General features: G+C 71.2%; 15 protein-coding genes. 13 read left to right on the forward strand and 2 right to left on the reverse strand.

Translation table 11 applies throughout. The annotated features are described in order from the left end of the window. Positions 1 to 16 precede the first annotated feature (16 nt). On the reverse strand, positions 17 to 550 hold the full coding sequence (locus P8R59_RS07955; protein WP_278103491.1) for an inorganic diphosphatase: 534 nt from the start codon (positions 548 to 550) through the stop codon (positions 17 to 19). Between the two features lie 106 nt (positions 551 to 656). On the opposite strand from P8R59_RS07955, the gene tilS reads away from it, so the two are divergent. The 13 genes from tilS to lysS all read left to right on the forward strand — a co-directional run bounded on the left by tilS (position 657) and on the right by lysS (position 12,459). Continuing rightward, a complete protein-coding gene (gene tilS, locus P8R59_RS07960; protein WP_278103492.1) occupies positions 657 to 1,658 on the forward strand; it encodes a tRNA lysidine(34) synthetase TilS in 1,002 nt (333 codons plus the stop codon). A gap of 23 nt (positions 1,659 to 1,681) precedes the next feature. Then, positions 1,682 to 2,233 (forward strand): hypoxanthine phosphoribosyltransferase, encoded by a 552-nt coding sequence (gene hpt / locus P8R59_RS07965; RefSeq protein ID WP_077050806.1) that lies wholly within the window; start codon positions 1,682 to 1,684, stop codon positions 2,231 to 2,233. A gap of 152 nt (positions 2,234 to 2,385) precedes the next feature. Continuing rightward, the gene (gene ftsH / locus P8R59_RS07970; RefSeq protein ID WP_278103493.1) at positions 2,386 to 4,389 is read left to right on the forward strand and encodes an ATP-dependent zinc metalloprotease FtsH; all 2,004 of its coding nucleotides are present in this window, start codon (positions 2,386 to 2,388) and stop codon (positions 4,387 to 4,389) included. 6 nt (positions 4,390 to 4,395) lie between these two features. Continuing rightward, positions 4,396 to 4,986 (forward strand): GTP cyclohydrolase I, encoded by a 591-nt coding sequence (gene folE / locus P8R59_RS07975; RefSeq protein ID WP_278103494.1) that lies wholly within the window; start codon positions 4,396 to 4,398, stop codon positions 4,984 to 4,986. Next, the gene (gene folP / locus P8R59_RS07980) at positions 4,983 to 5,774 is read left to right on the forward strand and encodes a dihydropteroate synthase (protein WP_278103495.1); all 792 of its coding nucleotides are present in this window, start codon (positions 4,983 to 4,985) and stop codon (positions 5,772 to 5,774) included. Before folE ends, folP begins: the two co-directional genes overlap by 4 nt. Next, a complete protein-coding gene (gene folB, locus P8R59_RS07985; RefSeq protein ID WP_278103496.1) occupies positions 5,774 to 6,142 on the forward strand; it encodes a dihydroneopterin aldolase in 369 nt (122 codons plus the stop codon). The genes folP and folB overlap by 1 nt, the downstream gene beginning before the upstream one ends. Then, complete coding sequence (gene folK / locus P8R59_RS07990) at positions 6,139 to 6,666, forward strand: 2-amino-4-hydroxy-6-hydroxymethyldihydropteridine diphosphokinase (RefSeq protein WP_278103497.1); 528 nt, start codon at positions 6,139 to 6,141, stop codon at positions 6,664 to 6,666. The genes folB and folK overlap by 4 nt, the downstream gene beginning before the upstream one ends. Beyond that, positions 6,663 to 7,160, forward strand: a complete 498-nt coding sequence (locus P8R59_RS07995) for a DUF3180 domain-containing protein (RefSeq protein ID WP_278103498.1) — start codon at positions 6,663 to 6,665, stop codon at positions 7,158 to 7,160. The genes folK and P8R59_RS07995 overlap by 4 nt, the downstream gene beginning before the upstream one ends. After that, a complete protein-coding gene (locus P8R59_RS08000) occupies positions 7,102 to 7,701 on the forward strand; it encodes a PH domain-containing protein (RefSeq protein WP_278103499.1) in 600 nt (199 codons plus the stop codon). The genes P8R59_RS07995 and P8R59_RS08000 overlap by 59 nt, the downstream gene beginning before the upstream one ends. Then, the gene (locus P8R59_RS08005) at positions 7,698 to 9,281 is read left to right on the forward strand and encodes a PH domain-containing protein (protein WP_278103500.1); all 1,584 of its coding nucleotides are present in this window, start codon (positions 7,698 to 7,700) and stop codon (positions 9,279 to 9,281) included. The genes P8R59_RS08000 and P8R59_RS08005 overlap by 4 nt, the downstream gene beginning before the upstream one ends. After that, positions 9,278 to 10,009: a DUF2520 domain-containing protein gene (locus P8R59_RS08010; RefSeq protein ID WP_278103501.1), complete on the forward strand. Its 732-nt coding sequence runs from the start codon at positions 9,278 to 9,280 to the stop codon at positions 10,007 to 10,009. The genes P8R59_RS08005 and P8R59_RS08010 overlap by 4 nt, the downstream gene beginning before the upstream one ends. Continuing rightward, on the forward strand, positions 10,006 to 10,860 hold the full coding sequence (panC, locus tag P8R59_RS08015) for a pantoate--beta-alanine ligase (protein WP_278103502.1): 855 nt from the start codon (positions 10,006 to 10,008) through the stop codon (positions 10,858 to 10,860). Before P8R59_RS08010 ends, panC begins: the two co-directional genes overlap by 4 nt. Before the next feature lie 81 nt (positions 10,861 to 10,941). Then, positions 10,942 to 12,459: a lysine--tRNA ligase gene (gene lysS, locus P8R59_RS08020; protein ID WP_278103503.1), complete on the forward strand. Its 1,518-nt coding sequence runs from the start codon at positions 10,942 to 10,944 to the stop codon at positions 12,457 to 12,459. On the opposite strand, the gene P8R59_RS08025 is transcribed toward lysS, so the two are convergent. Then, positions 12,410 to 13,570 carry a DUF4192 family protein gene (locus P8R59_RS08025; RefSeq protein ID WP_278103504.1) on the reverse strand — a complete coding sequence of 387 codons (1,161 nt, stop codon included), beginning with the start codon at positions 13,568 to 13,570 and terminating at the stop codon, positions 12,410 to 12,412. The two genes, lysS and P8R59_RS08025, sit on opposite strands and share 50 nt — an antisense overlap. Positions 13,571 to 13,673 lie beyond the last annotated feature (103 nt).

Genomic DNA, 13,673 nt, shown 5'->3' on the forward strand with positions numbered 1-13,673 from the left:
CGTCGTGACCGGGGGGTCAGAGGGTGCTCGGGGACTCGCCCTCGCCCTGCGTCTTGGTCTGACCCTCGTGCTCCTCGAAGCGCGCGAACGCCTCGTCGACCAGGCGCTCGGCCTCGGCGGCATCCGCCCACTCGTCGACCTTGACCCACTTGTTGGGCTCGAGGTCCTTGTAGTGCTCGAAGAAGTGCGAGATCTCCTTCTTCGTCCAGTCGTCGATGTCGTCGACGTCCTGGATGTGGTCCCAGCGCGGATCCTTCGCGAGGACCGCGACGACCTTGTCGTCACCGCCGGCCTCGTCGCTCATCTTCAGCACGCCGACGGGGCGCACCTTCGCCAGGATGCCGGGGTAGAGATCGCGGTCGAGCAGCACGAGCACGTCGAGCGGGTCGCCGTCTTCGCCGAGGGTGTTCTCGAAGAAGCCGTAGTTGGCCGGGTAGCCGAACACCGTGTACAGGATGCGGTCGAGGAAGACCCGGCCGGTGCCGTGGTCGACTTCGTACTTCACGCGGCTGCCGCGCGGGATCTCGATGACGGCGTCGTACGCGCCCATACGTGTGCTCCTTAGATCGGTGGAATTCCGCGCCCAGCCTAGTCGGGGCGCCCTCGCCGCCGTCGGCTCCGGTACTCACGGCGACACGACGGATAGCGTGGATGCCATGCACGAACGGCGACCCGGACTCGATCCCGCCGTCGCCGAGGTGCGTCGAGCGGTCCGTGCCGCGCTCGACGGGCGCGACGGCGCCGTCGTCGTGGCACTCTCCGGTGGTGCCGACTCCCTCGCGCTCGCGGCAGCCACCGCGTTCGAGGCGCCGCGGCTCGGCATCCGGGCGGAAGCCGTCGTCATCGATCACCGCCTACAGGAGGGGTCCGCCGCGATCGCCTCCCGCGCCGCCGACCTCGCCCGTGGCCTCGGGCTCGCCGCCCGTGTCGTGGCGGTCGACGTGCGGCCCGGGAGCGGCCCGGAGGCCGCCGCGCGCGACGCGCGGTACGCCGGTCTCGCCGGCGCCGCCGCCGAGACGGGAGCCGACGCGGTGCTGGTGGGGCACACCCTCGACGACCAGGCCGAGACGGTGCTCCTGGGTCTCGCCCGCGGTTCCGGCGCCACGAGCCTGTCCGGGATGTCGCCGGAGCGGAGGGATCCCACGGGCCCGGTGTGGCTGCGCCCGCTCCTCGGCATCCGACGTGAGACGACCGCGGCGGCGTGCGTCGCGGAAGGCCTCGACCCGTGGCGCGACCCGCACAACCTCGACCCCGCGTACGCGCGCGTGCGAGTCCGTGAGACGGTGCTGCCGACGCTCGAGCGCGAACTCGGTCCCGGTGTCGCCGAGGCCCTCGCCCGCACCGCGGAGCAGCTGCGCGAGGACGCGGCGGCGTTCCAGGACATGATCGACGAGACCATCGAGGACATCGTCGAGCACGCCGAAGCGGGCATCTCGGTGTCGGTCGCGGCGCTGGCGGCCAACCCCGCGGCGCTGCGCAACCGGATCGTGCGCTACGTCGTCGACAGCGAGTTCGGTGTGTCGCTCACGCGGGCGCAGACCCTCGAGGTCGCGCGGCTGGCGACCGATTGGCGCGGCCAGGGGCCGATCGACCTGCCCGGATGCCTCGCCCGCCGTGTCGGAGGCCGGATCGAGATCGTCGCGCGGGCGGCATCCTGAGTCGTCCCGCGTAGGATTCAGGGATGCGCGCGGCCGACATTCCCGACGACATCAGCGAAGTCCTCCTCACCGAGGAGCAGATCCACGAGAAGCTCGCCGAACTGGCGCAGCTGGTCGTCGCCGACTACGCCGGCAAAGAGGTCGTGCTCGTCGGCGTCCTCAAGGGCGCGGTCATGGTCATGGCCGACTTCGCCCGTCACCTTCCCCGGCACATCACGATGGACTGGATGGCGGTGTCGTCGTACGGGGCGAGCACCCGCTCGAGCGGTGTCGTCCAGATCCGGAAGGACCTCGACACCGACATCACCGGCAAGCACGTGCTGATCGTCGAGGACATCATCGACTCGGGTCTGACCCTCAGCTGGCTGCTGGAGAACTTCGCCTCGCGCGGCGCGGAGTCCGTCGAGGTCCTGGCGCTCCTGCGCAAGCCCGACGCGATGAAGGTCGAGGTCGACTGCCGCTACGTCGGGTTCGACATCCCCAACGACTTCGTCATCGGCTACGGCCTCGACTACGCGGAGAAGTACCGGAACCTCCGCGACGTCGCCGTCCTCGCACCGCACGTCTACTCCTGACCGCGGACCGGATGCCGGGCGCGCCTCGGCGCGGCATCCGTCGCACGGGGTACGCCCACGACGAACGCACAGTCCCGGCATAGCCGGCGGGCGTTACCCTGATCCCACCGCTTTTTCCGAAGCGGATCACGAAAGGGCTGGGCTCGCCCACCATGGATTTCAAGAAGATCACGCGCAATCCGATCATCTACGTTCTGCTGGTCGGTCTGCTTCTGGTCATCGGTTTCTCGCTGATCTCGAACCTCAGCGGAGCCAAGCAGATCTCCACCCAGGAGGGTCTGCAGCTGCTCAAGGGGACCACGGTCACCTCGGCGACGACCAATGACACCGATCAGCGCGTCGATCTGAAGCTCTCCCAGCCCTTCGAGGGCGCCGACTCCGTGCAGTTCTACTACGGCAGCGCGCGCGCGTCCGAGGTGGCCACGGCCATCGACGCGGCCGCCCCCACGGACGGGTTCAACGACGTCGTGCCGCGTCCGGGCTTCCTCGACGGATTCATCTCCCTGATGCTGCCGCTCGTGCTGCTCGGCCTTCTCTTCTGGTGGCTGCTCTCCAGCGCGCAGGGCGGCGGCAGCAAAGTGATGCAGTTCGGCAAGTCGCGGGCGAAGCTCGTGACGAAGGAGACCCCGACCGTGACGTTCCAGGACGTCGCCGGCTCCGACGAAGCCATCGAGGAGCTCGAGGAGATCAAGGACTTCCTGAAGGACCCGAAGAAGTTCGAGGAGGTCGGTGCGCGCATCCCCAAGGGCGTGCTGCTGTACGGCCCTCCCGGAACCGGTAAGACGCTGCTCGCCCGCGCGGTCGCCGGGGAGGCGGGCGTGCCGTTCTACTCGATCTCCGGTTCGGACTTCGTCGAGATGTTCGTCGGCGTCGGTGCGAGCCGCGTCCGCGACCTGTTCAACCAGGCCAAGGAGAACTCGCCCGCGATCATCTTCATCGACGAGATCGACGCCGTCGGTCGCCACCGCGGCGCCGGCATGGGCGGCGGGCACGACGAGCGCGAGCAGACCCTGAACCAGATGCTCGTCGAGATGGACGGCTTCGACCCCAAGGTCAACGTGATCGTGATCGCGGCCACCAACCGCCCCGACATCCTCGACCCCGCACTGCTTCGCCCGGGCCGCTTCGACCGTCAGATCGGCGTCGACGCCCCCGACCTGAAGGGCCGCCAGCGCATCCTCGAGGTGCACGGTCGCGGCAAGCCGCTCTCGGACTCCGTCGACCTCGAGGTCGTCGCACGCAAGACGCCCGGCTTCACCGGCGCCGATCTCGCGAACGTGCTCAACGAGGCCGCCCTGCTGACCGCGCGCTCGAACGCGCAGCTCATCGACAACCGTGCGCTCGACGAGGCGATCGACCGCGTCATCGCGGGTCCGCAGCGGCGCACGCGCGTGATGAAGGACAAGGAGAAGCTCATCACGGCCTACCACGAGGGCGGACACGCGCTCGCGGCGGCGGCGATGAACCACACCGACCCCGTCACCAAGGTCACGATCCTCCCGCGCGGCAAGGCGCTCGGCTACACGATGGTGCTGCCGCTGGATGACAAGTACTCCGTCACCCGCAACGAGCTGCAGGACCAGCTGACCTACGCGATGGGCGGCCGTGTGGCGGAGGAGATCGTGTTCCACGACCCCACCACGGGTGCCTCCAACGACATCGAGAAGGCGACGAGCATCGCCCGCAAGATGGTCACCGAGTACGGCATGACGAACGAGGTCGGCCCGGTCAAGCTGGGTTCCTCGTCCGGTGAGGTGTTCATGGGCCGCGACATGGGTCACGGCCGCGACTTCTCGGAGCGCATCGCCGAACGCGTCGACGCGCAGGTGCGCGGACTCATCGAGCAGGCCCACAACGAGGCCTACCAGGTGATCAACGACAACCGCGAGGTGCTCGACCGCCTCGCGCTCGCGCTGCTCGAGAAGGAGACGCTCGACCACCTGGAGCTCGCCGAGATCTTCAAGGACGTCAAGCGTCTGCCCCCGCGCCCGCAGTGGCTTTCGTCGGGCGACCGTCCGGTGTCGAGCCTGCCGCCCGTCGAGGTCCCGCGTCGCTCGGCCCCCGCCGGGGTCGCGGCGTCCACCGAGGCCGACGCGCAGACCGCGACCCAGCCGCAGCGCCGGCCGAGCGGACAGACGCGTCCGGCCACCGCCTAAGGCGCCGTGGCCGTCGACCGGGAGCGCGTGTCCGCGCTCGTACGCGAGCTGCTCGAAGCGATCGGTGAGGATCCCGATCGCCCGGGCCTGCGGCAGACCCCGGCCCGCGTCGCCGACTCGTGGAGCGAGTTCTTCGGGGGAGTGGGCGAGGATGCCGGTGCTCCGCTGCAGCACACCATCTCGGTGACCCGCGGGCCGGCGCCCGACACCCTTCCCTCGGGGGCGGTGATGCTGCGCGACATCGCGTTCCGCTCGATGTGCGAGCATCATCTGCTCCCGTTCCGGGGGCATGCGCACGTCGCGTACCTCCCCGGCGAGGAGGTCGTCGGGCTCGGTGCTCTGCCCCGTGTCATCGACATCCTGGCCGCGCGACCCCAGGTGCAGGAGCGCCTCGGCGAGCAGGTGGCCGACACGATCGCGGGGTCGCTCGACGCCCGTGGCGTGCTGGTCGTGCTGGATGCCACGCACGAATGCGTCACGATGCGCGGGGGACGCCAGCCCGACGCGTCGACCGTCACGATCGCCGCGCGTGGGGTGTACACCGACCCCGTCGCCCGTGCGGAGCTGATCGCGCTGATCGGTCGAGGTCGCGGATGACGCTCGTCATGGGGATCGTCAACGTGACCCCCGACTCGTTCAGCGACGGCGGCCGGTTCCTCGATCCCGACGTCGCGATCGCGCACGCCCGTGCGCTCCACGCGCAGGGCGCCGACCTCCTGGACGTCGGCGGTGAGTCGACGCGGCCCGGAGCCGAGCGGGTCGCGCCCCGGATCGAGCAGCAGCGGGTGCTGCCCGTCGTCGAGGCGCTGGCATCCGAGGGTCTGTACGTGAGCGTCGACACGATGAACGCGACGACCGCGCGTGCCGCCGTCGCCCTGGGAGCGCGCCTGGTCAACGACGTGTCGGGCGGGCTGGCCGACCCCGAGATGCTCGCCGCCGTCGCCGAATCGGGCGCCGAGATCGCGCTCGGACACTGGCGGGGTCCGTCGGCGGAGATGTACGCACGCGCCGAGTACGGCGACGTGGTGGCCGAGGTGCTCGCGGAACTCCACGAGCGGGTCGACGCGGCCGAGGCCGCCGGCATCCCGCGTTCCCGTGTCGTCGTCGACCCGGGCATCGGGTTCGGCAAGCGCGGCGACCAGAACTGGCAGGTGCTGCGCGCGCTCCCGCGGGTGGCGGGGCTCGGATGCCGCGTGCTCGTCGGTGCGAGCCGGAAGCGGTTCCTCGCCGAGACGATCGGCGCCGACGCCGACCTCGTCCGCCGAGACCTCGCCACGGCCGTCACCAGTGCTCTCGCGGATCGCGCGGGCGCGTGGGCCGTGCGCGTGCACGACGTCCCGACCACTCGCGACGCCCTCGCCGTCGCCCGCGCCTGGGAGGCCTGATGGACTTCGCCGACGAGATCACGCTGACGGGGGTGCGCGCCTTCGGCTTCCACGGCGTCTACGCCGAGGAGAAGCGGGAGGGGCAGGAGTTCGTCGTCGACGTGGTGCTGCAGCTCTCGCTGCGACCGGCGGCCGAGTCGGACGATGTCGCGGACACGGTGCACTACGGGGAACTGGCCGAACGCATCGTGGCCCACGTCGAGGGCGACGCCGTCGACCTGCTGGAGACGCTCGCGCAACGCATCGCCGACGACGTCCTCGCCGACGAGCGCGTCATGCTGGTCACCGTGACCGTCCACAAACCCCAGGCCCCGATCACCGTGCCCTTCGCGGACGTCTCGGTGACGATCCGGAGGGGACGCGCGTGAGCGTCCGTCTCGCCCACGGCATCGGCGACCCGCCCTCCGACGAACCGGTCGCCGCCGTCGTCGCCCTCGGCGCGAACCTCGGTGCCCGCGCCGAGACGCTCGCGGCGGCCGTCGACGAGCTGCGCTTCCTGCCTCTGACGACCGACGTCCGGGTGTCGGCGCCCATCGAGACCGTCGCCGTGACCCTCACCGGAGAGGACGCCGACGCGCCGCGCTATCTGAACGCCGTCGCGCTGCTGCAGACGCGGCTGGCGCCGGCGACGCTGCTGCGCGAGCTGCACCGCATCGAGGCGGACCACGGGCGCGTGCGTCGCGAGAAGTGGGGCGACCGGACCCTCGACCTCGACCTCATCGCCTACGGCGACGCCCGCATCGACGAGCCCCACCTGACGGTCCCGCACCCGCGTGCGCACGAGCGCGAGTTCGTGCTCGCTCCCTGGCTCGACGTCGACCCGGATGCCGAGATCCCCGGCCGCGGCCGCGTCGACGCGCTGCTCGCCGTCGTGCGGGAGGAGGCATCGTGAAGCGGACCGGGGCGACGATCCTCATCGTGGCGGCACTCGCGGGGCTGGTGGTCGGGTTCCTCGTCGACGCGGCGCTGACGGCGGCCGGACGTCCGACCTTCGTCCCGGCGGCGAGCCTGCCGACGATCCTCGTGCTCCTGGGCGCGATCGTGGTGGCGGTGGCGGTGCCGATCTTCCGCGCCTCCCGGGGGCGGACCGCTCGGCGCATCGACCCGTTCCGCGCGTTGCGGGTCGCGATGCTCGCCAAGGCGTCCTCGCTCGTCGGGGCGGCCGCGACGGGTTTCGCTCTCGGGCTCCTGGCGTTCGTCTTCACGCGCCCGTTCACTCCGTCGCTAGGCTCGTTGGGGTCGGTGATCGCGACGGCCGTGTGCGGGGCCGTCCTCGTCGCCGCGGGCCTCGTGGCCGAGCAGCTGTGCACCATCCGGAAGGACGACGATGACGAACACCCCGGATCTTCCGGAGCGCACCCCGACGCCGGACCCTCCGTTCGTTGAGTCGCCGGCTCCCGTCCTGGACGAGGCCACGTACGACCGGATCCTCGAGCCGCGGGGCGCCGGCCGCCTGCCGCTCGGCGACGGCACGTGGCACCAGCTCGCTCGGGCCTACGTGCGGGTGCAGCTGATCTCGCAGGGTGCGGTCTTCGTCCTGGTGCTCGTCGCCGCGATCGTCGCGCAGGCCGTCTCCGGATTCATGTGGCAGTGGATCCCGGTCGGTGTCGTGCTCCTCGTCACGGCGATCGGCATGATCATCACGCCCCGCCAGGCGCGGTCCTTCGGCTACCAGCTGCGGCGTGACGACCTGGTGTTCCGCCGCGGGATCCTGTGGCAGCGCGTCGTCGCCGTCCCGTACGGACGCATGCAGCTCGTCGACATCACCCACGGCCCTCTCGACCGGGGCTTCGGGATCGCTCAGCTCAAGCTCGTCACGGCGGCCGCGTCGTCGGGAGTCACGATCCCGGGCCTGACGCAGGGCGCGGCCGAACAGCTGCGCGACACCCTCATCGACGTCGCCGAGACCCGCCGGACCGGGCTGTGACCGACCCGCACGATGCCGACCGCCGGGGTCCCGATTCCCCGGCGGCACGTGCCCTCGTCCGATCGCCGCTGAGCGACGGCGAGTGGCAGCGCCTGCATCCGCTGACACCGCTCCTGCGGGGCGGGCTGTTCCTCCTCGTGATCATCGGCGTGATCGTGGCGAACCTGCGCGAGAGGCTGTTCGAGCTGTTCCTCCCGGCCGTGACGGATCTGCCGCCGGGAGTCATCCCGCCCGACCCGGTCGACTTCATCCTCGCGAACAACCTCATCCTGATCGCCGGCGGCGGTGCCCTCGCAGTCCTCATCGTGCTGCTCGTGATCTTCCGCCTGTCCTGGCGGTTCCACACCTTCCGCATCAGCGACGACGACGTCGAGGTGCGTTCCGGCGTCCTCTTCCGCACCCATCGCCGTGCCCCGCTCGATCGGGTGCAGGGCGTCAACCTCACGCGTCCGATGGTGGCGCGCCTCCTGGGGTTGGCGAAGCTCGAGGTGGTCGGTGCCGGGCTCGACTCCAACGTCAAGCTGGAGTACCTGTCCGCCAAGGCCGCCGAGACGGTCCGCGGCGACATCCTCCGCCTGGCCTCGGGCCGACGCCTCGCGGAGCGCGGAGTCGCGGCTGCGCCGGCGGGTTCGGCGGTCCAGCAGGCCGCCGATGCGGTGGCGGCCGGCATCCAGGGCATCGTCGACGGCGAGGACTTCTCGGATGCCGAGCCCGAGAGCATCGTTCGGATCCCGTTCGGACGACTCGTCGCCTCGCGCGTGCTGAGCGGGTCGACGCTCATGCTGGTGGCACTGATCGTCGCGATCATCGTCGCGGCCTCGCTCTCGACACTGTGGCTCCTGTTCACGATCGTCCCGGCGTTCCTCGCGTTCGGGGCGTACTACGTGCGCTCGATCGCCCGCGGTCTGCGCTATTCGATCGCTCCGAGCTCCGACGGCGTGCGGCTGACGTTCGGGCTGTTCACGACGATCAGCGAGGTGGTCCCGCCGGGCCGCGTGCACGCGATCGAGGTGCACCAGCCGCTGCTGTGGCGCCCGTTCGGGTGGTGGAGCATCTCGGTCAATCGGCTCACCGGCCGGGGCTCGACCGACTCGAGCACCGACCCCTTCGCGGCGGTGCTCCCCATCGGCACACGCGACGACATCGAGCGGGTTCTGCGCATCCTCGCTCCGGCGCTGCCGGCGGAGGAGTGGAGCTTCGTGTTCCGTGACGGCATCCTCGGTCCGGAGGACGATGACCCGTACGTCGTCACCCCGCGGCGCGTGCGGCTGCTCCGACCCCTTTCCTGGCGACGCAACGGTGCGGTGGTGACGGAGGACGCGCTGTTCCTCCGTCGCGGGTGGGTGCGCCGCACGCTCGCGATCGTGCCCTTGGCGAGGCTGCAGTCGATCGGCCTGCATCAGGGTCCCCTGGCGCGCGCCACGCGTACCGCCACCTTGGCGGCGCACGTGATCGCGGGGACGGTGCGGACCTCGGTCGGAGCCCTCGACCGTGACGCCGCGCTGACCCTGTTCGGTGAGACGGCCCGCGCGACCGTCGCCGCCGCGGCCGGCGACCGCAGCCACCGGTGGGCCGGATGAGCGGGGGTCGCGACGGTCGACTCGGCGTCGGCATCATCGGTGCGGGTCGCGTGGGTCCGGTGATCGGGGCGGCGCTGGCGGGAGCGGGCCACGCGCTGACCGGGATCACGTCGGGATCCGATGACGACCGTGTCGAGGCGATCCTGCCGGGTGTGCCGGTGCTGCCACCCGAGGAGGTCGTCCGTCGGAGCGAACTCGTGGTCGTCGCGGTCCCGCACGATCAACTCCCCGGCCTCGTCGCCGGGCTCGCCGATCTGGGCGCGTGGCAGCCCGGGCAGCTCGTGATGCACACCGACCCCGGATACGGCGTCGAGGTTCTCGCGCCGGCGCTGCAGCGCGGCGCGATCCCGCTCGCCATCCATCCGGCGATCGTGTTCACGGGCGCATCGTCGATCGATCTGCGCCAGCTCGCGCAGGCGTATGCCGCCGTGACCGCACCGGGGCCGGTACTGCCGATCGCCCAGGCGCTCGCCGTCGAGCTGGGGTGCGAGCCGGTGGTCGTCGCCGAGGCGGACCGCGTCGCGTACGCCGAGGCGGTGGCCACGGCGACGCAGTTCTCGCGCTCGATCATCCGCCAGTCCGCGGCGCTGCTCACCGGGGTGGGTGTGGAGAATGCGGGGGCGTACCTGTCCGCGCTCGTGCGGTCGAGCGTCGACCAGGCGCTCGCCGACGGAGCGGGGCCGGTCGGTGCGGACGGCGCTCCGCCGGACGCTACGATCGACGGATGATCCGCACCATCGAGGATCTGCGCACCCGACTGGCCGAGGCCAGAAGCGCAGACCGCCCGGGCGGTGCGGCCCGCGTCGCGCTCGTCTCGACGCTCGGGGCCCTGCACGACGGCCATGTCGACCTCATCCGCGCGGCCCGCGAGCGCGCGGACGTCGTCGTCGTGTCGACCTTCGTCAATCCGCTGCGCTTCCGGACGGCCGAGGAGACCGCGGCCTATCCGCGCACGCCGGACGCCGACGCCGATCTTCTCGACGACCTGGGCATCGATCTGGTCTTCGCGCCGACCGCCGCGGAATTCCTGCCCGCGGGAACGGCGACCACGCGGGTGTCGGCGGGCGACCTGGGGCTCCGATACGAGGGGCGGACCCGCCCGTTCTACTTCGACGGAGTCCTCACGGTCGAAGCGAAGCTGTTCCACCTCATCCGGCCCGACGTCGCCGTCTACGGAGAGCGGGATCTGCAGCGGGCCTTCCTCGTTCGCCGCATGATCCGCGACCTCGACTTCGGCATCGACACGATCCTCGTCCCGACCGTGCGCGCCGAGGACGGCCTGCCCGTCTCGAGCCGCGTGGGTCTGTTGGACGAGGCCGATCGCCGAGCCGCCGCCAAGCTTCCCGTGGCCCTGGAAGCGGCGGCATCCAACGCCGATCTGGGTGTGGATTCCTGCATCGCGGCGGCGCAGTCCTCGCTCATGGGCGAGGCGCGGATCCACCTGGAGTACCTGTCGGTCGTCGACCCCGAGACGTTCCTGCCCGTGGACGACGGCCACCGCGGGCGCGCGATCGCGCTCATCGCCGCGACCGTGGGTGGGCACCGGTTCATCGACAACGCGGAGATCTCGCTGCGCTGACGCTCCTCGCGGGCTGCACCGCGCGGGGAAACGTCCCGCGCCTCGCGGATAAACTCGATGCGACCCCGAGGAGCCTTCACGATGACCGACGCGCCCGCGAACGACGCCGAACCGACCGAAGAGGACGTCTTCGAGCAGAAGGCGGTCCGCCTCGCCAAGCGGGAACGCCTGCTCGAGGAGCGGTCGGATGCCGCCGGGGGCCCGTACCCCGTCTTCGTTCCGGTGACGGACACGATCCCGTCGCTCCGCGAACGCTACGCCGACCTCGAGGCGGGCGACGAGACCGGCGTGACCGCGGGCGTCGCGGGACGCGTCGTCTTCAGTCGCAACACCGGGAAGCTGTGCTTCGCGTCGCTGCAGTCCGGCGACGGCAGCCGGATCCAGGCGATGGTGTCGCTCGCGAACGTGGGTGACGAGTCGCTGCAGGCGTGGAAGGAACTCGTCGACCTCGGCGATCACGTCTTCGTCTCGGGAGAGGTGATCTCGAGCCGCCGCGGCGAGCTGTCGATCATGGTGTCGGAGTGGGCCATCGCCGCCAAGGCCGTTCTGCCCCTGCCCAACATGTACTCCGAGTTGAACGAGGAGAGCCGGGTCCGCAGCCGGTTCCTCGATCTCATCGTGCGCGATCGTGCCCGCGAGACCGTGCTCGCGCGCGCGAAAGTCAACGCCAGCCTGCGACGCACCTTCGCCGACCGGGCGTTCGTCGAGGTCGAGACGCCCATGCTGCAGGTGCAACACGGCGGTGCCAGCGCTCGCCCGTTCATCACGCACTCGAACGCGTTCGACGCCGACCTGTACCTGCGCATCGCGCCGGAGCTGTTCCTCAAGCGCGCGGTCGTGGGCGGTATCGACCGGGTGTTCGAGATCAATCGCAACTTCCGCAACGAGGGCGCCGACTCCACGCACAGCCCCGAGTTCGCGATGCTCGAGGCGTACCAGGCCTACACCGATTACAACGGCATCGCGGATCTGACGCAGACGCTGATCCAGGACGCGGCCATCGCGGTGGCCGGTTCGACGACGGTGACCTGGGCGGACGGGACCGAGTACGACCTCGGCGGCGAGTGGGATCGCATCTCGATGTACGACTCGCTGTCCGAGGCCGCCGGCCGGACGATCACGCCCGAGACCACGCTGGAGGACCTGCGGGCCTTCGGCGCCGAAGCCGGTGTCGGGGCGCCGGCTCACGAGACGCACGGCAAGTGGGTCGAAGAGCTGTGGGAGCACTTCGTCAAGGGCGGACTCACCCGGCCGACGTTCGTCATGGATTTCCCCCTCGACACCAGCCCGCTGGTGCGCGAGCACCGTTCCATCGCCGGCGTGGTGGAGAAGTGGGACCTGTACGTGCGCGGCTTCGAGCTGGCGACCGGGTACTCCGAGCTGGTCGACCCCGTCATCCAGCGCGAACGCTTCACCGAGCAGGCCAAGCTCGCCGCGCGGGGCGACGACGAGGCGATGCCCATCGATGAGGAGTTCCTCCGTGCGCTCGAGCACGGCATGCCCCCCACCGGCGGCATGGGGATGGGTATCGATCGACTGCTCATGGCCATCACCGGTCTCGGGATCCGCGAGACGATCCTGTTCCCGCTGGTGAAGTGACCGGCTCGCGCTCGAAGACCCACTCCGGCAGTCGTCCCTGTGCGCACATGATCCGGACGATGTCGGCGAGTCCGTGGTCGGGGTCGATCTCGAGCGCGTCGGCGGCGTAGGCCGCGGCGTGCGTCGACCTGCCCGTCGCCCACGCGAGCCATGCGCACGCGGCGAGAGGGCCCGCCCGTCGCGCGCGCGGTGTCGCGGCGGCCGCGTACCGGCACCGGTCGAGCGCCCGCAGCAGCCGCGGAGGATCGGGGTGGGCGCCCTCTCCCCACATCGGCCGGGCGAGGTCCGCCGGGAACGGCTGCCCCGCCGCATAGGCGGTCTGCGCCCCGTAGGTCGCATCGCCGGTGGCGAGGTCGCTGAGCCACTGCATCAGGGCGACGTCCCGCAGGAGCGGCCGTTGCAAGCCGAACGAGACGGCCGCGACCGTGCGGTGATCCGGATCGTCGTCGGGGGAGACGAACGCCTCGAACACCGCCGGCGGGTCGGCGATGTCGTCGAGGAGGAGCGTGGCGGCGGCGCGCCGCCGGGCCGGGAGGCGCTTGGCCTCGCGCGAGCGGGCGACCAGCTGTTCGGCGTCGTCCAGAAGCCGGTGCACCGCCGTGCGTTCGGCGGCGGTGATCGGGGGGAGGGTCGCTGCGGCGAACTGGTCGCCGTCGACCTCCGGCGTCGGCACGAGATCGGGGTCGGGCGCGATCTCCGCGAGCGGCCGCGGCTCACCCTCCCCTCCGCTCAGATAGCCGTTCCACCCGTCGAGGCCGACGGCGAACGCATCGATCACGCGCAGGCCGCAGATGTCGGCGCGGGCCAGGACGGCGTCGACGAGGGCGCGATGGGGGAGCTCCCCGGCATCCCGGAGTGCGAGATCGGTGTACACGACAAGCGCGACGGCATCCGTCCGCGAGACCTTGCAGGCCATGCCGATCACGGTGGAGGCGACGCTCTCGACGTCCGCGACGGCGCCGGGGTCGGGCAGGTCGATCCGGAGTGCGCCGAGCGAGCGGCCCGCCGCGAACGTGACCACGGCGAGGCTGGAGCGGGGCGTGCATCCCAGCAGATGGGGGACGAGGGAGAGGAACTCGGCGGGAGCGCCGGCGCGGACGATCTGTGACATGTCCCGAGAGTGCCCGGGCGGCGCATGCTCGCGGGGCCGGGGACGCGCGATCGGGGGAGAGCGGGGCGGATCCGTGCGGTGGGGAGGAGGGGTGCGTTCCCTC

This window comes from Microbacterium proteolyticum, from assembly GCF_029639405.1.
Lineage (GTDB): Bacteria > Actinomycetota > Actinomycetes > Actinomycetales > Microbacteriaceae > Microbacterium.

Coding starts and splice junctions, on each gene's coding strand:
- P8R59_RS07955 (WP_278103491.1), bottom strand. CDS start 550: ATGGGCGCGTACGACGCCGTCATCGAGATCCCGCGCGGCAGCCGCGTG.
- tilS (WP_278103492.1), top strand. CDS start 657: ATGCACGAACGGCGACCCGGACTCGATCCCGCCGTCGCCGAGGTGCGT.
- hpt (WP_077050806.1), top strand. CDS start 1,682: ATGCGCGCGGCCGACATTCCCGACGACATCAGCGAAGTCCTCCTCACC.
- ftsH (WP_278103493.1), top strand. CDS start 2,386: ATGGATTTCAAGAAGATCACGCGCAATCCGATCATCTACGTTCTGCTG.
- folP (WP_278103495.1), top strand. CDS start 4,983: ATGACGCTCGTCATGGGGATCGTCAACGTGACCCCCGACTCGTTCAGC.
- folB (WP_278103496.1), top strand. CDS start 5,774: ATGGACTTCGCCGACGAGATCACGCTGACGGGGGTGCGCGCCTTCGGC.
- P8R59_RS08000 (WP_278103499.1), top strand. CDS start 7,102: ATGACGAACACCCCGGATCTTCCGGAGCGCACCCCGACGCCGGACCCT.
- P8R59_RS08010 (WP_278103501.1), top strand. CDS start 9,278: ATGAGCGGGGGTCGCGACGGTCGACTCGGCGTCGGCATCATCGGTGCG.
- panC (WP_278103502.1), top strand. CDS start 10,006: ATGATCCGCACCATCGAGGATCTGCGCACCCGACTGGCCGAGGCCAGA.
- lysS (WP_278103503.1), top strand. CDS start 10,942: ATGACCGACGCGCCCGCGAACGACGCCGAACCGACCGAAGAGGACGTC.
- P8R59_RS08025 (WP_278103504.1), bottom strand. CDS start 13,570: ATGTCACAGATCGTCCGCGCCGGCGCTCCCGCCGAGTTCCTCTCCCTC.